Origin of the sequence: Candidatus Frankia nodulisporulans, from assembly GCF_902806475.1 — a bacterium.
Taxonomy (GTDB): domain Bacteria; phylum Actinomycetota; class Actinomycetes; order Frankiales; family Frankiaceae; genus Frankia; species Frankia umida.
In genome coordinates this window covers 25674-48155 of record NZ_CADCWS010000006.1, presented here as the reverse complement: position 1 = coordinate 48155, position 22482 = coordinate 25674, and the positions used below count along the sequence as shown (strand labels likewise).

At 70.7% G+C, this 22482-nt stretch carries 22 protein-coding genes; 9 read left to right on the top strand and 13 right to left on the bottom strand.

Annotation, left to right across the window (positions count from 1 at the left end; translation table 11 throughout):
- The first annotated feature begins 79 nt into the window (after positions 1-79).
- Complete coding sequence (locus G6R24_RS01710) at positions 80-1846, top strand: DEDD exonuclease domain-containing protein (protein WP_163547409.1); 1767 nt, start codon at positions 80-82, stop codon at positions 1844-1846.
- 126 nt (positions 1847-1972) lie between these two features.
- Here the strand turns inward: G6R24_RS01710 and qcrB are convergent, their stop codons facing one another.
- From qcrB to G6R24_RS01670, 8 genes are all read right to left on the bottom strand, one after another.
- Entirely contained in the window at positions 1973-3568 is a 1596-nt protein-coding gene (gene qcrB, locus G6R24_RS01705; RefSeq protein ID WP_163547399.1) for a cytochrome bc1 complex cytochrome b subunit, read from the bottom strand.
- Positions 3565-4860 carry a cytochrome bc1 complex Rieske iron-sulfur subunit gene (gene qcrA / locus G6R24_RS01700; protein ID WP_163547398.1) on the bottom strand — a complete coding sequence of 432 codons (1296 nt, stop codon included), beginning with the start codon at positions 4858-4860 and terminating at the stop codon, positions 3565-3567. The genes qcrB and qcrA overlap by 4 nt, the downstream gene beginning before the upstream one ends.
- The gene (gene qcrC, locus G6R24_RS01695) at positions 4857-5744 is read right to left on the bottom strand and encodes a cytochrome bc1 complex diheme cytochrome c subunit (protein WP_163547408.1); all 888 of its coding nucleotides are present in this window, start codon (positions 5742-5744) and stop codon (positions 4857-4859) included. The genes qcrA and qcrC overlap by 4 nt, the downstream gene beginning before the upstream one ends.
- A 254-nt stretch (positions 5745-5998) precedes the next feature.
- Positions 5999-6637 (bottom strand): aa3-type cytochrome oxidase subunit III, encoded by a 639-nt coding sequence (gene ctaE, locus G6R24_RS01690; protein WP_163547397.1) that lies wholly within the window; start codon positions 6635-6637, stop codon positions 5999-6001.
- A gap of 449 nt (positions 6638-7086) precedes the next feature.
- Complete coding sequence (locus G6R24_RS01685) at positions 7087-7608, bottom strand: SseB family protein (protein ID WP_163547396.1); 522 nt, start codon at positions 7606-7608, stop codon at positions 7087-7089.
- 252 nt (positions 7609-7860) lie between these two features.
- Complete coding sequence (locus G6R24_RS01680; protein ID WP_163547395.1) at positions 7861-8457, bottom strand: DUF3501 family protein; 597 nt, start codon at positions 8455-8457, stop codon at positions 7861-7863.
- A gap of 165 nt (positions 8458-8622) precedes the next feature.
- On the bottom strand, positions 8623-9063 hold the full coding sequence (locus tag G6R24_RS01675; protein WP_163547394.1) for a rubrerythrin family protein: 441 nt from the start codon (positions 9061-9063) through the stop codon (positions 8623-8625).
- 54 nt (positions 9064-9117) lie between these two features.
- A complete protein-coding gene (locus G6R24_RS01670) occupies positions 9118-9558 on the bottom strand; it encodes a Fur family transcriptional regulator (protein ID WP_163547393.1) in 441 nt (146 codons plus the stop codon).
- Between the two features lie 157 nt (positions 9559-9715).
- Between G6R24_RS01670 and G6R24_RS01665 the strand changes: the two genes are divergently transcribed.
- Both G6R24_RS01665 and trpD read left to right on the top strand, forming a co-directional pair.
- Positions 9716-10174, top strand: coding sequence for a response regulator transcription factor (locus G6R24_RS01665; protein WP_163547392.1), 459 nt, complete (start codon positions 9716-9718; stop codon positions 10172-10174).
- Between the two features lie 200 nt (positions 10175-10374).
- Complete coding sequence (gene trpD, locus G6R24_RS01660) at positions 10375-11565, top strand: anthranilate phosphoribosyltransferase (RefSeq protein WP_163547407.1); 1191 nt, start codon at positions 10375-10377, stop codon at positions 11563-11565.
- A 405-nt stretch (positions 11566-11970) separates the two neighbouring features.
- Here the strand turns inward: trpD and ctaF are convergent, their stop codons facing one another.
- From ctaF to ctaC, 3 genes are read right to left on the bottom strand one after another with little or no spacing between them, the layout of a single operon-like run.
- Positions 11971-12372, bottom strand: a complete 402-nt coding sequence (gene ctaF / locus G6R24_RS01655; protein WP_163547391.1) for an aa3-type cytochrome oxidase subunit IV — start codon at positions 12370-12372, stop codon at positions 11971-11973.
- Between the two features lie 15 nt (positions 12373-12387).
- On the bottom strand, positions 12388-14070 hold the full coding sequence (gene ctaD / locus G6R24_RS01650; protein WP_163547390.1) for an aa3-type cytochrome oxidase subunit I: 1683 nt from the start codon (positions 14068-14070) through the stop codon (positions 12388-12390).
- Positions 14067-15071 (bottom strand): aa3-type cytochrome oxidase subunit II, encoded by a 1005-nt coding sequence (gene ctaC, locus G6R24_RS01645; RefSeq protein ID WP_163547389.1) that lies wholly within the window; start codon positions 15069-15071, stop codon positions 14067-14069. The genes ctaD and ctaC overlap by 4 nt, the downstream gene beginning before the upstream one ends.
- A gap of 248 nt (positions 15072-15319) precedes the next feature.
- Here ctaC and G6R24_RS01640 point away from each other — a divergent pair, with 248 nt between their 5' ends.
- Both G6R24_RS01640 and G6R24_RS01635 read left to right on the top strand, forming a co-directional pair.
- On the top strand, positions 15320-16480 hold the full coding sequence (locus G6R24_RS01640; RefSeq protein WP_163547388.1) for a cysteine desulfurase family protein: 1161 nt from the start codon (positions 15320-15322) through the stop codon (positions 16478-16480).
- Positions 16481-16490: 10 nt separating this feature from the next.
- Positions 16491-16760, top strand: a complete 270-nt coding sequence (locus G6R24_RS01635; RefSeq protein WP_163547387.1) for a sulfurtransferase TusA family protein — start codon at positions 16491-16493, stop codon at positions 16758-16760.
- Positions 16761-16877: 117 nt separating this feature from the next.
- On the opposite strand, the gene G6R24_RS01630 is transcribed toward G6R24_RS01635, so the two are convergent.
- Both G6R24_RS01630 and erpA read right to left on the bottom strand, forming a co-directional pair.
- Positions 16878-17858: a carbohydrate kinase family protein gene (locus G6R24_RS01630; RefSeq protein ID WP_163547386.1), complete on the bottom strand. Its 981-nt coding sequence runs from the start codon at positions 17856-17858 to the stop codon at positions 16878-16880.
- A 108-nt stretch (positions 17859-17966) separates the two neighbouring features.
- Complete coding sequence (erpA, locus tag G6R24_RS01625) at positions 17967-18329, bottom strand: iron-sulfur cluster insertion protein ErpA (RefSeq protein WP_163547385.1); 363 nt, start codon at positions 18327-18329, stop codon at positions 17967-17969.
- 634 nt (positions 18330-18963) lie between these two features.
- Here erpA and nadA point away from each other — a divergent pair.
- From nadA to G6R24_RS01605, 4 genes are all read left to right on the top strand, one after another.
- The gene (gene nadA, locus G6R24_RS01620) at positions 18964-20271 is read left to right on the top strand and encodes a quinolinate synthase NadA (protein WP_163547384.1); all 1308 of its coding nucleotides are present in this window, start codon (positions 18964-18966) and stop codon (positions 20269-20271) included.
- Positions 20271-20879, top strand: coding sequence for a DUF3043 domain-containing protein (locus G6R24_RS01615; RefSeq protein ID WP_163547383.1), 609 nt, complete (start codon positions 20271-20273; stop codon positions 20877-20879). The genes nadA and G6R24_RS01615 overlap by 1 nt, the downstream gene beginning before the upstream one ends.
- 224 nt (positions 20880-21103) lie before the next feature.
- Positions 21104-21367, top strand: a complete 264-nt coding sequence (locus G6R24_RS01610; protein ID WP_163547382.1) for a hypothetical protein — start codon at positions 21104-21106, stop codon at positions 21365-21367.
- Positions 21368-21453: 86 nt separating this feature from the next.
- A complete protein-coding gene (locus G6R24_RS01605; protein WP_163547381.1) occupies positions 21454-22419 on the top strand; it encodes an aldo/keto reductase family protein in 966 nt (321 codons plus the stop codon).
- Positions 22420-22482: the final 63 nt, after the last annotated feature.

Here is a 22482-nt window from a genome sequence, read left to right as displayed (position 1 = left end):
TGGCTGGTCATAGCGTGACCGCGTGCACCGAGACCCCGTTCCCGCCGCCGGCACCACCCCCGCCACCACGCCCACCGGCGTGACGGCGTCCGCGAAGGATGCGCGCGCGGGCCGGCGCACGGAAGCGGGCGGGGCGCCCAGGCAGGCGAGTCTGGAGGAGCTGGGGCGGCCGCTGTCGGACCTCACCTTCGTCGTGGTGGACCTGGAGACGACCGGTACCGCCGCGGCCACCTCGGAGATCACCGAGATCGGCGCGGTGCGGGTGCGCGGTGGTGAGGTGCTGGCGGAGATGTCGACGCTGGTCCGCCCGAGCGGGCCGATCCCGGCGCTGGTCTCGGTGCTGACCGGCATCACCGACGCGATGGTCGTCGAGGCGCCCGGCGAGGCCGAGGTCATGCCGACGTTCCTGGAGTTCGCTCGGGGCGCGGTGCTCGTCGCCCACAACGCTCCGTTCGATCTGGGCTTTCTGCGGGCCGCACTCGAACGCTGCGGGTACCCGCCGCCGACCTGGGAGCATCTGGACACCCTGCGCATCGCGCGGCGGGTCATCAGCCGGGACGAGTCGCCGGACTGCCGGCTCGGCTCGCTGGCGCGGTTGTTCCGCAGCACCACCGAGCCGTCCCACCGGGCGCTCGCCGACGCCCGGGCCACGGTGGACGTGCTGCACGGGCTGTTCGAGCGGCTCGGTAACCTCGGCGTCCACACGATCGAGGAGCTGCACGACTTCAGCGCCCGGGTGTCCCCGGCGCAGCGGCGCAAACGCCACCTCGCCGACGGGCTGCCGACCGGGCCCGGGGTGTACGTCTTCCGCGACCCCCAGGGGCGGGCGCTCTACGTCGGGACGTCCCGCTCCGTGCGCACCCGGGTACGCAACTACTTCACCGCCAGTGAACCCCGCACCCGGATGGCCGAGATGATCGCACTCGCCGACCGGGTGGACGCGATCAGCTGCGCGCACGCGTTGGAGGCCGAGGTCCGGGAGCTGCGCCTGATCGCCGAGCACAAGCCCCCGTACAACCGGCGCTCGCGCCATCCCGAACGGGCGATCTACCTACGCCTGACCGACGAGCCGTTCCCGCGGCTGTCCCGGGTGCGCGACCTGCGGGACGACGCGGTGGCGCTCGGGCCGTTCACCAGCGTGCGCGACGCCCAGGACGCCGCCGACGCCCTGCACGCCGCGGTGCCGCTGCGCCAGTGCACCGGGCGGCTGAGCCCCCGCGTGCAACGGCCCGCCTGCGCGCTGGCGGACCTCGGCCACTGCGGAGCACCGTGCGACGGTCGGGAGGACGTCGCCACCTACGCCGGTCATGTCACGGCCGCGCGGGCCGCCATCACCGGTGACCCGACCCCGGTCATCGACGCCGCGACCCGGCGGATGGACCGGCTGGCCGACCAGGGCCGCTATGAGGAGGCCGCCCACGAACGCGATCGGATGGTGAGCTTCGTGCGCGCCGCTGCCCGCGGTCAACGACTGGCCGCGCTGACCGCGATCACCGAACTCGTCGCCGCCGCCCCGACCGCGGACGCGGGCTGGGATCTCACGGTCATCCGCCGCGGCCGGCTGGTGTCGGCGGTGACGGTCGCCCCCGGCATCGACCCACGGCCCTGGGTGGACGCGGCGGTCGCCAGCGCCGAGACGGTGCTGCCCCGACCCGGTCCCGCGCCGTGCGCGTCGGTCGCCGAGACCGAGCGGCTCGCCCGCTGGCTGGCCGGGCCGGGGGTGCGGCTCGTGCGCCTCGAGGGGACCTGGAGCTGGCCGGTCATCGGCGCCGAGCGGGCCGCCGGCCGATTCGCGGCCCTCACCCGCGCGGCGACCGCCGCCACCACCACCACCGGCTCTCGCTGAGCTGAGCTGGGCTGAACTGGGCTGGGCTGGGCTGATGTCAGGCCGTCCGGGGAAAGGGCCGGGCCGGTGCCGACGCGTGGTTCGCGGTCGGCACCGGCCCGGGTACAGCCAGTCGTGCGGTGAAGCTCAGTGCTTGGTGGTGCTGTCCGGCTCGGCGTCCTTTTCCTTCTCCTCGACGAAGAACCCGCTGACGGCCTTGCCGGCCCGTCGGGCCAGCCCGGTGCCGTGGCTGTCGCCGTGGCCGTTCGCCGCCGGCAGCGCGTACCGGTCGTTCGGCACATGCGGGTAGTCGGAGACGGGGGCCGGCTTGGGCCGGTGGTCCTCGACGAACTCGCCGTTGGGCAGCTGCCGGATGATGCCGGTCTCGATGCCGTGGTGCTCGATCTCGGTGTCCTTGTCCTGCAGGTTCAGGCAGAGCTTCTTCGTCACCGCGTAGGCGATCGGCGGGACGATCAGCAGGCCGATCCGGCCCGCCCAGGTCATCGCGTTCAGCGAGATGCTGAAGGTCTTGGCGATGACGTCGTTACCGCCGGAGATCCACAGCACCAGGTAGAAGCTGATCGCCATGGCGCCCAGCGCCGTCCTGGTCGGCGCCTCACGGGGCCGCTGCAGAAGGTTGTGCGACTTCGTGTCACCGGTGAACCGGGCCTCGAGGAACGGCCAGATCGCCAGCAGCGTGAACAGGATGCCGGGCAGTACCGCCGTCGGCCAGAACACCGCCGGAACGGTGTGGCCGAGGCCGCGGAACTCCCACGGCGGCATCAGTCGGGTCGATCCGTCCAGGAAGCCGATGTACCAGTCGGGCTGGGACGCCGAGGACACCTTGGACGGGTCGTACGGACCGAACATCCAGATCGGGTTGATCTGCGCCAGACCGCCCAGCAGCGCGATCATGGAGAAGGTCATCATGAAGAACCCGCCGGACTTCACCGCGAAGATCGGGAAGACCCGGTGGCCGACGACGTTGTGCTCGGTCTTGCCCGGCCCGGGGAAGTCCGTGTGCTTCTGCTGCCACAGGATGGCCAGGTGGGCGCCGATCAGGGCGAGCAGCACCCCCGGCACCAGCAGGATGTGCACCACGTAGAGCCGGGGCAGGAAGTTCGCGCCCGGGAACTCGCCGTTGAACAGCATGAACGACGCCCACGTCCCGATGATCGGGATGGACTGGGCGATCGACGCCGCGATCCGCAGACCGGTACCGGAGAGCAGGTCGTCCGGCAGGGAGTAGCCGGCGAAGCCCTCGAGGATGCCGAGGATGAGCAGGCCGACACCGATCAGCCAGTTGACCTCACGCGGCTTGCGGTAGGCGCCGGTGAAGAACACCCGCATCAGGTGCACGATGATCGACGCGACGAAGATCAGCGCGGCCCAGTGGTGGATCTGGCGGAAGACCAGGCCCGCCCGGGTGTCGAAGCTGATGTCGAGGGTCGACGCGTAGGCCCGGCTCATCTCCACGCCCTTGAGCGGGACGTACGAGCCGTTGTAGATGACCTCGGTGTTCGACGGGTCGAAGAACAGCGTGAGGTAGATGCCGGTGAGCAGCAGGATGACGAAGCTGTAGAGCGCGATCTCCCCGATCATGAACGACCAGTGGTCGGGGAAGACCTTGTTCAGGTTGCGCCGCAGCCCGGCCTGCGTGCCGAACCGTTCGTCGGCCGCCCGGTTGAGTTTGCGGACCGGACCGGGCCGCTTGACGAAGTCCGGTGGGGCTGCGGTTGTCATGAGCGCTCCCAGAAGGCGGCACCGACAGGCTCGTCATAGTCACCGTTGCGGGCGTACAGGTACCCCTCCGCGTCCGCGGCGATGGCCAGCTGCGGCAGCGACCGGCTCGCCGGGCCGAAGATCGCCCGGCAGCCGTCCAGCACATCGAAGACCGACTGGTGGCACGGGCAGAGCAGGTGGTGGGTCTGCTGCTCGTAGAGGCTCACCGGGCAACCGGCGTGCGAGCAGATCTTCGAGTAGGCGACGTGGCCGTCGACCGACCAGTTCTCCCGACCCTTGCGCGGCCGGTCGACCCCCGGTGGCAGCCGGATGAGAATGGTGGTGCTGTCCGCCTTGGTCTGGACGTCGGTCTTCGCGTCGTAGGACACCTGACCGCTGGCACCGGTGACCGGAACGGCCGGGAAGACCGTCTCGATTCCACCGATGGACACATCGCCCAGTTTGACGTACCGGCCCTCTTCCGTCACCAGCCGGGCGCCCTTGACCCAGGACGTGTGGTCAAGCTTCTTGCCGGGCTTGGCGTTGGTGAGGTTCAGCAGCGGCACCACGACCAGTCCACCGAGCACCGTGCTCGCCCCGAGCAGGGTGCGGCGCAGCAGCGGGAAGCGGGTCAGGCCGGTGTCGGCGAAGCCGTCGGCGACCTCCGCCTCGGTGACCGCGATCTCCTCCTTGCTGGAGGTGAACTCGTGGCGCTCCTGGACGGCGTGGTCGTGCGGCATGAGCCGCTTGGCCCACAGGATCAGGCCGATGCCGAGTCCGCCGACCGCGATGCCCAGGGCGGAGCCCAGGCACGGGGTGTAGTACTCCTTGTGCTTGTCACCGACGAAGTTGGTGATGACGAAGCCGACCGTGCCGACCACCGAGACCATGAACCACAGCGCGATCACACGCTCGGCTCGCCGCTCGGCGCGGCGGTCATGGTCCTCGGCCCGCGGGCGACGGGGAGTGACCCCGCCGTCGCCGGCCCCGCCCCGCATCACCGTGTGCTGCGGGTCGCGGGTGGAGTCGGTCTGGTGCGGCGGGGTGCCCAGCGCCTCCGGACCGTCATGGGTGCCGGCGGAGACGTCCGGTCCCCCGGCGGAGATGTCCGACCCCTTGGCCGGCGCACCGGAGGTGTCGACCGGGTGCTTGGCCCGGTGGAAGATGCTGCTCATCGAGTCCTGATCAGCCTTGTCCGCCGGCTCACCCTGGTAGCCGGCGTAGTGCATGCGCTCGGATGCGGAGTCCCCCGGGCCGTCGGGCTCGCCCGATCCGCCCGGTCCCGGCCTGCCCGGGCCCGTCTGGTCGCTCATCGCTTCTGCCTCGCTCCGATCCACAGGCACACGGCCAGCAGACCTCCGATGCCGACCAGAATCGCCAGCAGACCCTCGGGCACCGGACCGTACTTGCCGAGGCTGAAGCCACCGGGGCTGGGCGCGTCGGTCAGGTGGCGGACGTAGGCCGCGACCGCGACCGCGTCCTCTTCGTTGATCTGACGGTCACCGAAGACGGGCATCGACTCCGGTCCGGTCCGCATCGCCTCGATGATCTGAGTCGCGGTCGACTCGTCCAGCGAGGGCGCGAACTTGCCGTAGGTCAGTGGGGCACCCTGGGCTACCGCCTGATGGCACTGCGCGCAGTTGGCCCGGTAGAGCTCGCCACCCTTGGAGAGCGCCGCGTCATCCAGTGCGGTGTCGTCGACCTTGGGGACTTCCGGACCGCCACCGAGGCTGTCGATGTACGCGGCCAGCTGGGCGATCTGCGTGTCCGAGTAGATCGGCGCCTTGCGGTCGGCCTGCGCGGCCGGGGCGGCCAGCGGCATCCGACCGGTGGAGACCTGGAAGTCCACGGCGGCGGCGCCGACCCCGATCAGGCTCGGCCCGGTGCTGGAGCCCTGGGCGCCGAGCCCGTGGCAGGTGGAGCAGCCCTGGAGGTACAGGGCACGGCCCTGGCGGACCGCCTCGTTGGAGTCGGACGCGGACGCGGCGTTGCCGCCAGGCGCCAGCAGCGTCCACAGCACGCCGGTGGCGAGCAGGCCAAGGGCGAGGACCAGGGCGGACGAGCGACGGCGCCGCTGCGAGGTGGACACCCGACGGCGCGCACGGCGGCGGCCGAGCAGGCCGGGACGGCCGGCGACCGGCTTCGCCCCCGAGCCCGCCGTCTCCGTGTCGGCCTCTTCATCGGCGTCGGCTGTCACGTCGGCGTCGGTCGCCACATCGGCGGCAACGACGTCGGCGTCGACGGGTTCGACGTCACCGGGTTCGACGTCGGCCACATCGGCATCTGCGTCGGCGTCGGAACTCGCGGCCGCCCTGACCCGGGTCGACGTCCCGGTCGACTCCGGCGAGGCGGCGGCGTCCCGCGGCGGGGTGGCCGCGGGACTCGCCGGGATGACCGGGGTGGTTTCCGGCGGCGTGTCCGACGATGTGCCTGAAGATTCAGTCATGTCGCTCACTGGAGGAGGTAGATGGTCGCGAAGAGGGCGATCCAGACGACGTCGACGAAGTGCCAGTAGTACGACACGACGATTGCCGATGTCGCCTTCTCCGGCGTGAAGCGCCCATACGTCGACCGGCCCAGCACCATGACGAAGGCGACCAGTCCACCGATCACGTGCAGCCCGTGGAAACCGGTGGTCAGGTAGTAGACCGAACCGTAGGCGTGCGACGCCATCGTGAACTTGTTCTCGCCGAAGTACTCGTTCGCCTGGCCGCCGACGAAGACAGCGCCCATGATCAGCGAGATCAGGTACCAGCGTCGCAGGCCGAACACATCACCCCGCTCGGCGGCGAACACGCCGAGCTGACAGGTGACGCTGGACAGCACCAGGATCACGGTGAAGAACAGCGCGTACCCGACGTGCAACTCCACGGGTCCGTGTTCGGACCCGATGGGGTCCCCGGTCGTCGGCGGCCAGTTGCCGCTGTTGACCGAACGGATCGTGAAGTACATCGCAAACAGGGACGCGAAGAACATCAGCTCCGACGACAACCACACGACCGTGCCGACCGAGACCATCGAGGGACGGTTGGCCGTCGGGTGTGGTGGTGGAGCCTTCTCGAGGACGGGGGCTGAGGCCACGTCGGTCATTCTGACACGCGCCGCCCCAGGCGCCACCGTAGGTTCGACGTTCGGTAGGACTACGACTCGTCGATGACCGGCGCCCGACGCCGACGCAACCGGTGTGCGCTGGGTGCAAATTCCTGTGCCGCAGGGAAAACCGCAGCTCGGGAGGCTGCCCGCGAAGCCGCCCGCACCCTTGGGCCGCGTGGGAGCGTCCTGGCGGATGTTGCGTGCCTCACCCACCGCGGGTCCTCCTCAGGAGCCGGGTCGGGCGGCACGGCAGCCCTGGGCCGGTTGGCACACCACCCCCGCGAGCCACACTCGTCCACTACCAGGTGTGGCTGCCCGCGAAGCGAAGCCGGCGGCGTGGGTGGGACGTCGCGTCCCCACCCACGCCGCCGGCTGGCGACCAGAACCCTGTCAGCCGAACCTGACGGTTCCAGCTGGATATGACGGTCTCATCCGGACATGGCGGTTCAGCCGGACATGGCGGCCAGGGCGCGCAACCCCTCCGCCGGCAGTGCGATACCCGCCTCGGAGCCCGGGTCGACGGCGAGCAGGAGCTCGTCGGACGGCCAGATCCGACCGAGCGTCGCGATCTGGACCGTCCGGTAGCGATCGACCTCGGGCAGGGCCGCGGCCAGCCGCTGCTCGGAGGTGAACGTCGGGACGAACTGGGTGCCGTCCTGGCGCTGCGCGACCGGAAGCTGCAGGACGTCGCTGTCGGCGTCGGACAGGTCGGTGACGTCGTCGCCGAGGTCGGGCAGCAGGACGTCGGCCAGCGCCAGATCGCCGAGCGCGGAGCGCTCGTTCTCCCCGTCGGCCAGTCGGCACAGCGCGGCCCGGGCGGCCGTGCCCCGTTCGGCCTGCGGACCGTCGGGCCCGCTCATGCTGTCCGCCCCCGTAAGGGTGTCTGCTCCGGTGTGGCCATCCGGCTCGGCGGTCGCGTCCGGCCCGGTGAATGCGTCGTGCGCGGGACGTAGCTGGTCATCGGTCATGGGTTGACTCCCTTGACGTGGACGAGCGTGCTGACGTGTCGTGCCGTAGGTCTTTCGCGTACCCCGCCACGGTCACGCCGAACGGATGCCCCCGGACAATGTGTCCGGCGTCTCGGCACCCGGCATCGCGGCGTCCGGCGTCTCGGCCGCACTGCCCCTCGGTCGTCCTGTCGTCCGGCCGCTCGGTCGTCCTGTCGTCCCGTCGTCCCGCAGGGACCGGTGCAGCGGTGGAGCGGATCGGCGGATCGGCGCTCAGCCGCGCAGGGCCAGATCGGCGATGAGGGCACGGCGGGTGGCGCCGGTCAGCGGTGTTCCGTCGTTGTAGGCGGGATGGTCGATGACCAGTTCGGCGGGGACGTCCGGGTCGCGGAAGAGATCACGAATCTGCTCCCCGAGCGCGAAACGCACCATGTGCACCGAGACGGTCTCGCTGGGGACCTCCGGGTCCTCGTCCGGGCCGGGGATCTCCTGCCCGGCCACCCGCGTCCCGCCGATCTCCAGGAGGACGCTGTGTTGCAGGCCGGCAAGCCGGCGCAGTTCGTCACGCACCGTGGCGAGCACGTCGAGCTCGAGGAACAGCGTCGCCGTCAGGGCATGACTACCTGGCAACAGACGCGAGTAGGCGTCGATCTCGTGGGCGACGTCGGCGGGCGCCGTCAGTCGCTCGGTGTAGACCATCTCCTGCACCTGGTAGCGCAGCGTCTGCTCGTTCTCGAACTCGGCGACCACGATGTCCCCGACTCGGACGCGCCGTTCGGCCCGCACCGGGAGCATCTGTCGGCGCAGGTCGGGCCGCCGCTGCGCGTACGCCTGATGGTCGGTGATGATGTCGGCGACGGTCAGCGCCATGGCGCGGCCTCCGGGTATCGGTAACGGTCTGGTCCGGGCGGTGGTACGGGCGACAGACGGGCAACGGGACGGCGGACGAGACCGGCGACCGGTCGGGACGCGCGGGGCGCGGGACCGGTCGCCGGAGTGTCGCCAGGGGTGGTGCGGCCGTCGGCCTAGGGCCGATCAGGCGTCGGCGGTCTCCTCGGCCTTGAGCGCGTCGAGGGCACGCTTGAACCGACCGGCGTGGGTCTTCTCCGCCCGGGCCAGGGTGGAGAACCAGTCCGCGATCTCCTCGAAGCCCTCGTCACGAGCGGTCTTCGCGAAGCCGGGGTACATGGCGGTGAACTCGTAGGTCTCACCGGCGACGGCGCTGGCCAGGTTCTTCGTCGTGGTGCCGAGCGGCTCGCCGGTGGCCGGGTCGCCGACCTCGGCCAGGAAGTCCAGGTGCCCGAAGGCGTGCCCGGTCTCCCCCTCGGCGGTGTCACGGAACAGCGAGGACGCGTCGGTCAGGCCCTCGATGTCGGCGCGACGGGCGAAGTAGAGGTAACGCCGGTTGGCCTGGCTCTCCCCGGCGAACGCCTCCTTGAGGTTCTCATGCGTCTTGGTGCCGTCAAGCTTGGGCATGTCACGCTCCTTTGCGATGAGTGTTCCCCGCTGAGGTCTTCCCAGCTGGGATGATCACTGTGGGCTGGCCGGACCCCCGACTCGGATCGAGCCCGCGCCCTGGGCCTGACAGTCCGGACAGATTCCCCGGAACTGCAGGTCGTACCCGGTGATGGCGAAACCCGAGCGCCGCGCGATCTCCGCCATCATCCCGTCGGGAACCGGATGGTCGAGATCGACCGCGCGGCCACAGCCTTCGCAGACCGCATGATCGTGGCGGCAGGTGTTGGCGTCGTACCGTGCCGCCGCACCGCCACCGAGGCTGAGTTCCAGCGCCTGACCGGTCGACACCAGCAGCGCCAGGGTGCGGTACACCGTAGCGCTGCCGATCCGCGGCGAGGTGCGCCGCACCTGCTCGTAGACCTCGGCCGCGGTCGGATGGTCATGCGCGGCGCGCAGCACCTCGAGGACGGCCATCCGCTGGGGGGTCAGTCGAAGATCGGTCTGGTCGGTCATGGATCACGCCCGTCATTTGAGAACGAATCTCAGTATCACTCAGCCGGCCAGCGCTGGCAATCTCGCGTCGATGGGCCGGCTCCACGGCCACGGCGGGCGTGAACGAGTAATCTTCGGACGGATCGCGCCGGTCAGCCGCACGGGAGGGCAGCACGCCATGCAGGTGGAAGCTGGGCACGACACCACCCCGAAGACCATCCTGGTGTACGCCGACCGCGCCGAGGTACGGGCCCGCGTCATCGCCGCCCTCGGCAGTCGTCCGGCGCGGGATCTGGCCCCCCTCGAGTTCGTCGAGGCCGCCACCGCCGCGGAGGCGATCGGCGTGGTCGACCACCACGAGGCCGACCTGTGTGTCTTCGACGCCGAGGCCACCCCGAGCGGCGGCATGGGCCTGTGCCGGCAGCTCAAGAACGAGGTCACCGACTGCCCGCCGGCCGTCCTGCTCGTCGCCCGCCCGGACGACCGGTGGCTCGCGACCTGGTCCCAGGCCGACGCCGTCGTCGCCCATCCCGTGGACCCCGCCCGGCTCACCGAGGCGGTCGTGACGCTGCTGCGTGCCCGCGCCGGCGGTGCGGCGGCGCGCCGACCGCTCACCGGCGCCCAGCTCGCCGACTGAGCGGCCCCACCATGACCCTCGAGACCACCGTCTCCCCCACCACCGCTGCGGCCCCCTCCGCGACCCCGGCCGCCTCCGCTCCGGCCGCTCCGGCCACCCCGGCCACCTCCGCCACCTCCGCTCCGGCCACCTCAGCCACCCCGGCCATCTCGACCGATACGACCGCCTCGGCTTCAGGCGTCGCGGGCGCTCCCGGCGGCATGAGGGCGGCTGCCGCGCCCACCTGGCCCGACCTGATCGGCACCCTGCTGGCGGGCACCCCGCTGGACCGGACGGGCACCGCCTGGGCGATGGACCAGATCATGGCCGGGGCGGCCTCACCCGCGCAGATAGCCGGCTTCGTGGTGGCACTGCGGGCCAAGGGTGAGACCCCGGCGGAGATCGACGGTCTGGTCGAGGGGATGCTCGCCCACGCCGCTCCCCTGGACGTCGCCGCCGAGCTGCGCGTACGCGCCGTCGACACCTGCGGCACCGGTGGGGACCGCTCCAACACGGTCAACATCTCCACGATGGCCGCTCTCGTGGTGGCCGGCGCCGGCGTCCCGGTGATCAAACACGGCAACCGGGCGGCGTCGTCGTCCTGCGGGTCCGCGGATCTGCTCGCCGAACTCGGTGTGGTCGTGGACCTGCCGCCCGCCGGTGTCGCCACCTGCCTGCCGGCGGCGAACATCGCGTTCTGCTTCGCCCGGACCTTCCACCCGGCCATGCGCCACGTCGGCCCGATCCGGGCCGATCTCGGCGTGCCGACCGCGTTCAACATCCTCGGCCCGCTGACGAACCCCGGCCGCCCCGGGGCACAGTCCATCGGGGTCGCCGACGCTCGACTCGCGCCGGTCATCGCCCAGGTGCTGGCCGACCGCGGCACCCGCGCCCTGGTCTTTCGCGGCGACGACGGGCTGGACGAGCTCAGCCCCGTGACCACCTCCACCGTCTGGGTCATCCCCGGCAACCCGTTGGCCTCTTCGGGCTCGGCGGGCTCAGCGGCCTCGGCGGCCTCAGCGGGCTCAGCGGGCCCCGCGGGCCCCGCGGCCTCGGCGGGCTCGGCGGAGCAGGCGCCGCCCCGACGCGAGCGCTTCGATCCACGTGAGGTCGGCATCCACGTCCCCGACATCGCAGCCCTGCGGGGTGCGGACGCCCCCCACAACGCCAGGGTCGCGCACGCGGTGCTGGCCGGTGAGCCGGGCCCGGTCCGCGACACGGTGTTGCTGGCCGCTGCCGCCGCCCTGGTCGCCGCGGACGGCCCCACCCGGGCACCGGTCGTCGAGCAGATCGCCGCGGCCCTCACCCGCGCAGCCACCGCCATCGACTCCGGCGCCGCCCGCACCGTGCTGGACCGCTGGATCAGCGCCAGCCAGGCAGCCGCGCACGACCACGCCCCACGACCCGCCTGAGACACCCACACGGGTAACCATTCGGGGACGTGGGGAAGCCCCCGGCCCGGCAGCAGGCCGCACCGCCACCCAGACCCGCACTTCCCCCACCGCCCGCGGCGGCCAGCCCACCGCCCAGGCCACACGCCGAGGAATCCTCGACCTCATGCCGAGGACTCTTCGGCCTGGAACAGCCCGAATCCCGAACAAGCCTCAGCATCCCATGATCACGGCCGTGACCTGGCAGCGATTCGACCACTGTCGATGGCCCGAACGCGGAGACGGAGCGCCGCAACAGGCCGTCGAAACGAGTGGGAACAAGCGGAAACAAGCGGAAGGGGGCAGAAAGCGGAAACGAGCGGAAACGGGTTGGGGCCGGCATCCACCAGTGGTGGATGCCGGCCCCAACCGTCGAAAGGGTTCGGCTCAGTCCTCGGGCACGGGGGGGTGCCAGAAGTTCTCGAACACCAGGCAGGTCACGAAAGAGACCACCAGAACGGCGCCGAGCACGATCAGCCACACCCCGAACACGAAGCCCATCGCGGCGGTGACCGCGCTGGCGCCGATGAAGAACGGGCAGTAGCTGCCGGGGGTGAAGTGACCGAGTTCGCCGGCGCCATCGGCGATCTCGGCATCGGGCAGGTCCTGCGGACGCATGCCGATGCGGCGGCCGGTGAATATCAGGTAGCCACCGACGAGGAAACCCAGACCCGTGGTGAGGGTCAGGGCCGCGGTGCCGGTCGGGTCCTTGGACCAGAACCAGTAGACCAGCGCCGCCGCTCCGGCAAACAGGCCGAAGAAGCTGAAGATGATGCCTTCCACCTTCATACGATCGCCGCTCTCCTAGCTGATCTCGGGTGTCGCATGGTAGTCGACCCGGCCGACCGCGGCCGGGAAGTGCAGGTCGAACGCTGGCCGCTCGGAGCGGATCCGGGGCAGTGAGGTGAAGTTGTGCCGCGGCGGTGGGCAGGAGGTCGCCCACTCCAGCGAGTTGCCGTAGCCCCAGGGATCGTCCACGATGGCCAGCTGGCCCTTGCGGTACGAATGCCAGAGGTTGTACAGGAACGGCAATGTCGACAGCGCCAGCAGGAACGATCCGGCGCTGGAGAACGTGTTCAGTGTGGTGAACCCGTCGGACGCACTGTAGTCGGCGTACCGGCGCGGCATGCCCTTCAGGCCCAGCCAGTGCTGGACGAGGAAGGTGGCGTGGAAGCCGATGAACACCGTCCAGAAGTGGATCTTTCCGAGGCGGTCGTTCATCATCCGGCCGGTGACCTTCGGGAACCAGAAGTAGGTCCCGGCGTACGCCGCGAACACCACCGTGCCGAACACGACGTAGTGGAAGTGGGCGACGACGAAGTAGCTGTCGCTCACGTGGAAGTCGATCGGCGGGCTGGCCAGCAGCACACCGGTCAGACCACCGAACAGGAACGTCACCAGGAAGCCGATGCAGAACAACATCGGTGTCTCGAAGGTGAGCTGACCCCGCCACATCGTGCCGATCCAGTTGAAGAACTTCATCCCGGTCGGCACCGCGATGAGGAACGACAGGAAGGCGAAGAACGGCAGGAGCACCGCACCGGTGACGAACATGTGGTGCGCCCACACCGCGACCGACAGGGCGCCGATGCCGATGGTGGCGTAGACGAGGCCCTTGTAGCCGAACAGCGGCTTGCGGGAGAACACCGGCAGGATCTCACTGACGATGCCGAAGAACGGCAGCGCCAGGATGTACACCTCGGGATGCCCGAAGAACCAGAACAGGTGCTGCCAGAGCAGCGCCCCGCCGTTGGCCGCGTCGAACACGTGCGCACCGAAGCGGCGATCGGCCTCGAGCGCGAGCAGCGCCGCGGCGAGCACCGGGAAGGCGATCAGCACGAGGATCGACGTGACCAGGAAGTTCCAGCAGAAGATCGGCAGCCGGAACATCGTCATGCCGGGGGCGCGCAGGCACAGGATCGTGGTGATCATGTTGACACCACCGAGGATGGTGCCCAGACCCGACACCACCAGGCCCATGATCCACAGGTCGGATCCGGCGCCCGGGGAGTAGACGTCGTTGCTCAGTGGCGCGTAGGCGAACCAGCCGAACGACGCGGCGCCGTTCGGGGTCAGGAAGCCCGCGACCACCGTGAGGCTGCCGAACAGGAACAGCCAGTACGACAGCGCGTTCAGCCGCGGGAAGGCGACGTCCGGCGAGCCGATCTGCAGCGGCACCAACAGGTTCGCGTAGGCGAACGCGATCGGTGTCGCGAACATCAGCAGCATCAGCGTGCCGTGCATGGTGAACAGCTGGTTGTACTGCTCGTTGCCGAAGTACTGCAGCCCCGGCCGGGCGAGCTCGGCCCGCATCAGGACCGCGAGCACGCCGGCGAACAGGAAGAACCCGAGCGACGTCACGAAGTACATCACTGCGATGTCCTTGTGTGACGTCGTGCGCAGGTAGCCAAGCAGGTTCGTCCGCTTGGGTAGGTGGGGTAGGTCGGGCTCGGCGTGGCCGACGCCCGTTTCGTGCACCAGGGTCACTGTCCGCTCCCGGAGGTGGTGGCGGTGACCGCGGTGGGCGCTCCCGCGGCCTGCGTCTGCGTGCTCGACGACGACGCGGACGACGACGAGACGGGAGCGTTCAGTCGCTCCGTGATGAACTTGTCGTACTCGGCCTCGGGCACGACCTTGACGTAGAAGTTCATCCGGTCATGGTCGGTGCCGCAGAGCTCGGCGCAGCGGCCGATGAACGTGCCGGTCTTGGTGACCGTCAGCTCGAACTGGTTGATCCGACCAGGTATGACGTCCCGCTTGAAGAGGAACTCGGGGACCCAGAAGGAGTGGATGACGTCCGGGGACGTCTCCACGAACCGGATCGAGCGGTTCTGCGGCAGCACCAGCACGGCGGGCTCGCCCGGACGGCCGGTGACCTCGATCTGGTTCTGGTTCGGGGTCTTCGGGCCGACGCCGGGGTCGAGGTACTTGAACTGCCAGTTCCACCGGAAGCCGATGACATTGACCGTCACGTCCGGGTTGGCGGGGAGCTTGGTGACCTCCGACTCGTCCCGGGCCGTGTAGTAGAACATGCCGACCACGATGACCACCGGCACGACCGTGTACAGAATTTCGACCGGCAGGTTGTAACGAATCTGCCGGGGAAGCACGTCGCTGCGCTTACGGAACGCGACGACGGCGTAAAAGATCATGCCCCAGACGATGACGCCGACGGCGAGCGCCGCGATCGCCGACCCCTGCCAAAGATTGAGCAGGCGCGGCGAGTAGTTCGTCACACCATCGGGATAACCGAAGTTGGGTCGCTCGCAGGCGGTCGCCGCGACGCCCACGAGCGCAAGCGGCCCGACCATACGCAGGGTCCGGCGGCCACGCGAGCGCTGGTGCGCACGCTGCCCGCCGCCGTGCGCGCCGGGCGCCCCGCCGGATTCAGCCGGCATTGTCGGCGTGCCTCCGAGCTGCGCGGCCGGGACCTCCGCGACCGGAACATCCGCGACCGACGGCCGGGTCCGACCGAAGGATCTGCTCACCAGGTCCTGCCTCCCACGACTAGCGGCACGCGGCGACGGCGCGAACGCTGTCCTCCGCCATCCCGCGAAACCCCTGCAAACGCCATGTCACCCCGGTCGATCCCTCCGGACGACATGCTGTCTTCGACACGCTGTAGATGGTGCGGCAGCAGCGTATCTCAGCGGCCCGACAGCTTCTCGCCTCAGGCCCCATCAAGGGGCTGTGATGCACGCCCCGCCCGGCACGTCAGGGCGGTAGCGTCAGCGCCGTGCCGGCCTATCTCGACCATGCGTCGACCACGCCACTGCACCCCGCCGCTCGACAGGCTCTGCTGGTAGCACTGGATGAGGGCTGGGCTGATCCGGCTCGGCTCTATCGGGAGGGCCGCCGCGCGCGGATGCTGCTGGACGCGGCCCGTGAGTCCGTGGCGTCGGATCTCGGGGCCCGTCCAGACGAGATCAGTTTCACCTCCAGTGGCACCGCCGCGGCCAGCGCCGCACTGCTGGGCACGGCCGCCGCCCGCCGCCGCGCCGGTGATGTGGTGGTGGTCAGCGCGGTCGAGCACTCGAGCGTCCTGCACGCCGCCGCCCACCACGAACAGGCCGGCGGACGGGTCGTCCAGGTCGGCGTGGACGCGTTCGGCCGGGTCGACCCCGCCGCCTTCACCGCCCCGCCAGGCACCGCGGTGGCGAGCCTGCAGCACGCCAACCACGAGGTCGGCGTGCTGCAGCCGGTCGCCGAGGTGGCCGAGCGGCTGCACGCGGCCGGCGTCCCGCTGCACACCGACGCGGCCGTGACGGTCGGGCATATCCCGGTGGACCTGCGTGCCCTCGGGGCGGACCTGCTGACCGCGAGCGCGCACAAGTTCGGCGGTCCGGCCGGGGTGGGCCTGCTGGCGGTGCGCACCGGCACCCGCTGGCGCTCCCCCGGCCCGACGGACGAACGGGAGGGCGGCCGGGTCCCCGGCTTCCCGGACGTCCCGTCGATCGTCGCCACCGCCGCGGCGCTGGCGGCCCGCGGTAGCGAACTCGACGCGGAGGGTCCACGGCTGGCCGCGCTCGGCGCCGAACTACGCGGCCGGCTCCCCACGCTGATCGACGGGGTCGAACTGCTCGGCGATCCCTCGCCCGCCGGGTCCGTCCGCCACATCTGTGCCTTCTCCTGCCTGTACGTGGCGGGAGAGGCCCTGCTCGACGGGCTGGACCGGGCCGGGATCGCGGTCAGTTCCGGCTCCAGCTGCACCTCGGACGCCCTCACGCCGAGCCATGTGCTGGTGGCGATGGGCGCCCTCACCCACGGCAACCTACGGGTCTCCTTCGGCCGGGACTCCACCCGCGCCGACGTCGACGCGCTGCTCGCCGTCCTGCCGGGCGTCGTGCGTGAGGTCCGCGCCCGTTTCGGCGCCGCGGACCTGGACCCGACGCTATGACCCCGACGGCATGACCCCCGACGGCACGACCACGGACGCCACGGGCCCCGACGGCACGACCATGGTGGACGCGCGTGGTCGGCGCTGCCCGCTGCCGATCATCGATCTCGCCCGGGCCATCGTCACCCTCGCCGACGGCGACACGATCACGCTGTGGGCGGATGATCCCGCCGCCGGCCCGGACGTCGCCGCCTGGTGCCGGCTGCGGCGCCAGGAGCTGGTGTCCTCACGCCCCCTGCCCACCGGCGGCGAGGAGTTCGTCGTCCGCCGTCGGAGCTGAGCGGCCCCGACGGCGGACGACGACGGGCCCCGCACCGGGCATGGCCCCTGGCCGGGCCGCACGCCTGGCCGGGCAGGCCAGACCGGGCACGCCTGGCCGGGCAGGCCGGGCGTGTGATCAGGCGGTGGGCAGGTGCTCGGCGATCTCGGCGGCGGCGGACTCGCCGTAGGCCTCGGCGAGGCGCTTGACCGCCTCGGCCGGGTCGACCTCGTACTCCTGCGGGCCGACGGTCTCGAGCACCAGGGTGGCGATGAGCGCGCCCACCTGGGCGGACCGCTCGAGCGGGAGACCCCAGGACAGGCCGGCGAGGAAACCGGCGCGGAAACCGTCGCCGACACCGGTCGGGTCCGGGGTGTCGCGGGCGGGGACGACGGGCACCCGGATCAGGTCCTGACCCGGCGCCTCGATCACCACACCGTCCTTGCCGTGGGTGGTGACCCGTACACCGACCACGCCGCGGATGTCCTCGTCCGACCAGCCGGTCTTGCTGGCCAGCAGCGCCTTCTCGTACTCGTTGCAGAACAGGTAGGCCGCGCCGGTGATGAGCTCCCGGATCTGCGGGCCGTCGAGCAGGGCGAGCTGCTGGGACGGGTCGGCGGCGAACGCGTAGCCGCGCTCGCGGGCCTCCTGCGCGTGGCGCAGCATCGCGACGGGGTTGTTGGGGCTGACGACGACCAGGTCCAGCCCGCCGAACCGCTCGGCGATCGGCGCCAGATCGATGTCGGCGGACTCGTCCATCGCGCCCGGGTAGAAGGAGGCGATCTGGTTGAGATCGAGGTCGGTGGTGCAGACGAACCGGGCGGTGTGCGCGCTCGAGCTCACCCGCAGCACGCTGGTGTCCACCCCGTGGCTGTCCAGCCAGGCGCGGTAGTCGCCGAAGTCGGACCCGACCGCTCCGACGAGGATCGGGCGAAGGCCGAGGCGGCCCAGGCCGATCGCGATGTTGGCGGCGACGCCGCCGCGTCGCACCACGAGTTCGTCCACCAGGAACGACAGCGAGACCTTCTCGAGCTGGTCGGCGAGCAGCTGCTCGGCGAACCGTCCCGGAAAGCGCATCAGGTGGTCGGTAGCGATCGAACCGGTAAGGGCGATATCCACGATCGTGCAGCCTACCGGTACGACGAAGCCCGCCGTGACCAGGGTTGGTCACGGCGGGCTTCGAGGCGATGCGGGGTGCGGCGGCCCGCGAGGGGCCACCGGTTGGTGCTAGTTGAACGAGTCGCCGCAGGCGCAGGAACCCTGCGCGTTGGGGTTGTCGATCGTGAAGCCCTGCTTCTCGATCGTGTCGACGAAGTCGATCGTCGCGCCACCGAGGTACGGGGCGCTCATCCGGTCAACGGCGACCTTGACGCCGGCGAAGTCCAAGACGGTGTCGCCGTCCAGGGACCGCTCGTCGAAGAACAGCTGGTAACGCATGCCCGAGCAACCACCCGGCTGCACCGCGATGCGCAGCTTGAGGTCATCCCGGCCCTCCTGCTCCAGCAGGGTCTTCACCTTGCCAGCGGCCATCTCGGTGAGGGTGACGGCCGAGGACTGCGTCGCGGTCTCCGTCGTGTCCTGAACGGTCATAGAGACTTCTCCTGCCCATGCTGTGATGTGGCCTGGCGGGGCCGGGCCACTGGTTCCGGTCGGGTAGTGCGTTTCCGGTCGGTCGCTTTCCGGTCAGGTGTCGCTTGCGGTACTGCCCGCGACGCCTCCACTCCCGGCAGACGCCCCGGACACGGCACAGCCAGTGCGCCGACATCCATGCCCAACACCATCGGACGGGATCCGCTTCCCATGGTAGCGAGACCGAGCAGGACCGACCACGGCACGATCCGGTCCACCACGAGACCCCCGTCACCTTGGGTTATGTCCTCGGTGGTTACCCACCCGGCCCATGGCCGCGGGACACCTGGCCCACCAGCGGGGGCAGACCGGCGCCTTGACCCCTGCGACGTGGGACATCACGCGCCACAGGGGGGCGAACACCGCCCCGGGAGACCGGCTGGCACCCGCGCGGGCGGGGCCCCGCCGAGCCGCGACCGCCGCTCGGTGACCCCCACGACGAGTCGCCCCCGAGACACCACATCCGCGCATACGATGACGCCCAGGGGAGTTAGAGTCTCATCGACCATTCGCGGACGGCCCCGGCGGGTGCGCTGGCCGGCCGGCACACATGACAGGCGGCCAGGCTCACGGACCGGCCGACCGGAGGAGTGTCATGACCATCAACCCGGCCCTCGAGCACAACCCGTCCCGCACGCCGTCCGCCCTCGTCCACCCGAACCCGGGGCCGGGGCCGGGGCCGAACCCGAACCAGGCGCCGAGCCCAGGGCCGAACCCGAGCCCGGATCCTGGTCTCGCGGCGGTGGGTACCGCCCCGTCACCCCTGGCACTGCTGCTGCTGGGGCGCGGCGCGGATCCGGCCAGCGAGCGCGGTGTCGACTGCCCGGGTGACCTGCCGCCGGCCGCGGACCCGGGCCTCGCCGCCCGGGCCGCCGCCGCGAAGGCCACCCTCGGGGAGAGGGTGTTCATCCTCGGGCACCACTACCAGCGCGACGAGGTGATCGCGTTCGCCGACGTCACCGGCGACTCGTTCAAACTCGCCCAGCTCGCCGCGGCCCGCCCCGAGGCCGGGGCGATCATCTTCTGCGGTGTGCACTTCATGGCCGAAAGCGCCGACATCCTCACCGGTCCGCACCAGAAGGTGATCCTGCCGGACCTGGCCGCGGGCTGCTCGATGGCCGACATGGCCACCGCCGAGCAGGTCGAACAGGCCTGGGACGACCTGGCCGACGCCGGAGTCGAGGCCACCACCGTGCCGGTGAGCTACATGAACTCCTCGGCCGCGATCAAGGCGTTCACCGGCCGTCACGACGGCACCATCTGCACGTCCTCGAACGCACGACGGGCACTGGAGTGGGCCTTCGGCGCACGCGGCGGCGAGCGGGTGCTGTTCCTGCCCGACCAGCACCTCGGGCGCAACACCGCGATCGCCGAACTCGGGATGACCGAGGCCGACTGCGTCGTCTACGACCCGCGGCGCCCCCGCGGCGGGCTCAGCCAGGCCCAGCTGCGCGACGCGAAGATGATCCTGTGGCGCGGCCACTGCTCGGTGCACGGGCGCTTCACCAGGCAGAGCGTGGACGAGGTACGCGCCCGGGTGCCCGGTGTCACCGTGCTGGTGCACCCGGAGTGCCGCCGTGAGGTGGTGACCGCGGCGGATCTGGTCGGCTCGACCGAGTACATCATCGCCGCCGTCGACGCCGCGCCCCCCGGCAGCGCGTTCGCCATCGGCACCGAGCTGAACCTCGTGCGGCGGCTTTCCACCCGCCACCCCGACAAGACGATTGTGTTCCTGGACCGTACGGTGTGTTTCTGCTCCACCATGAACCGGATCGACATGCCGCATCTCGTCTGGGCGCTGGAGTCCCTCGTCCGCGGGGAGACGCCGAACCAGATCACGGTCGACCCGGACGTGGCCACCCCTGCTCGGAAGGCACTCGATCAGATGTTGGCTCTGCCCTGATGGCCCTGCTCAAGCGCCGTGGGGGCGCCGATCCCGACCTGTCCGACGCCCCGGCGGTCCTCGACGAGCAGCTGGCCGACGACGACCCGCGCCGCTCGGGCGGCAAGGGCCGTCCGACGCCCAAGCGCTCGGCCGCCCGGGCCGCCCGCACGCAGACGGTCTCGACCGCGAAGAAGCCGGCGAACAAGCAGGAGGCCCGGGCCGCCCGGCGCAAGCAGAGCCAGGACTACCGCTCGGCGATGATGTCCGGGGACGTCAGCCGGCTGCCACCGCGTGAGCGCGCCCCCGAGCGGGTGCTGGCCCGCGACTACGTCGACACCCGGATCAACGTCGGCCCGTTCTTCCTGATCGCCGCGGTCATCTACTTCGTCGGTGGGCTGATCCCCGTCGGGGCCATCCGGCTGGCCGCGACGCTGCTGATGCTGGTCGGCATCGTCGCGGTGGTGGTCGACTCGGTCCTGCTGTCCTGGCAGGCCAGCAGGCGGGTCACCGCCCGCTACCCCGACTCCCGGGTGCGGGTGCGCGCCTACGCCGCCCAGCGCGCCCTGCTGCCGCGCCGTTGGCGCCTGCCCCGCCCGCGCGTCTCCCGCGCCAACCCCACGCCGTAGCCCCGCCTGCCCGGGTCGTCGTGGGAGTGGTCGTGTGCGGTTCGCTCCCCACCACGACCCGGGTCCGTATCCGGAGGCATTCGGATATGCAACCCCATACCATTCGGTCCGCCCAGGAACGGCTACCACACGGGCAGGAGCCGACAATGTCCCATGATCCGGATCTTCTACTGAGGCTGGTTCGAGAACGGCTCCAGAATCCAGGACGCAGGCTCGGAGAGAGAATGACCTGGGTCGGCGGCCGTGTGCTCGACTCCGACCACGTGGTGATGCTGTACCGAGAGGGAGCCGGCGGTCCGGTCATCGGCCAGCACTACCAGCTCTCCGCATTCGCTTCGATGTTCGATCCGGAGACGACCACGGAGGGGCTCGCGCACATCATCTTTGTCGACGAGATCACTGACCCGAGTGGACCTGGCGAGCGTCTCGACGTCGACTGGGCGGACGGCCTGGTTCCCGACCCGTCCGCCGTCACCTGGTGGACCTGAACGGTTCGCCCGCGGACGCTCGCCGCGATGCTCGGCGCGGGAGACATACCGTGGCCGGATCAGCCAGTTGGTCATAGGTTGTTCGGGTGAGACATCGACGTCTGGGACGTACTGGCCTGTCGGTAAGCGAGATCTCCTACGGGAACTGGCTCACCCACGGGGACAAGATCGAGGCCGAGGCGGCGACCGCCTGCGTGCGCGCCGCCTTCGACGAGGGCATCACCACCTTCGACACCGCTGACGTGTACGCCGGCACCAAGGCCGAGAGTGTGCTCGGCGAGGCTCTGGACGGCGTCCGGCGTGAGTCGTACGAGCTGTTCACCAAGGTCTTCTGGCCGACCGGCCCCGGCGAGAACGACAAGGGCCTGGGCCGCAAGCACATCATCGAGTCGGCGAACGCCTCACTGCGCCGGCTGCGCACCGACCACATCGATCTCTACCAGGCACACTGCTACGACGAGACGGTGCCGCTGGAGGAGACGCTGCGGGCGTTCGACGACCTGGTCCGCGCCGGCAAGGTGCTCTACATCGGGGTGTCCGAGTGGACCGCCGAGCAGATCAGCGACGCCGTGCGGATCGCCGGCGAACTCGGCCTGGACCGGATCATCTCCAACCAGCCGCAGTACTCGATGCTGTGGCGGGTGATCGAGTCCGACATCGTGCCCACCTGCGAGCAGGCCGGCATCTCGCAGATCGTCTGGTCGCCGATCGCCCAGGGTGTGCTCACCGGCAAGTACCTGCCCGGTCAGCCCCCGCCGAGCGGCAGCCGCGCCACCGACAAGTCCGGCGCCCAGATGATCTCCCGGCTGATCGCCGACGAGGTCCTGGCCGCGGTGCAGAACCTGCGGCCGATCGCGCAGGACGCGGGCCTGTCGATGGCCCAGCTCGCCGTCGCCTGGGTGCTGCAGAACGACAACGTCGCCTCGGCGATCATCGGCGCGTCCCGCCCGGAGCAGGTCACCGAGAACGTGAAGGCCTCGGGCGTCACGCTGGACCCGGCGATCCTCAAGCGCATCGACGACGTCCTCGCCGACGTCATCACCCGTTCCTGAGCCGCGCCCACCCCTGACCGTCCGCACTTCCCTGACCGGCCGCACCCGCTGACCGGCCGCACC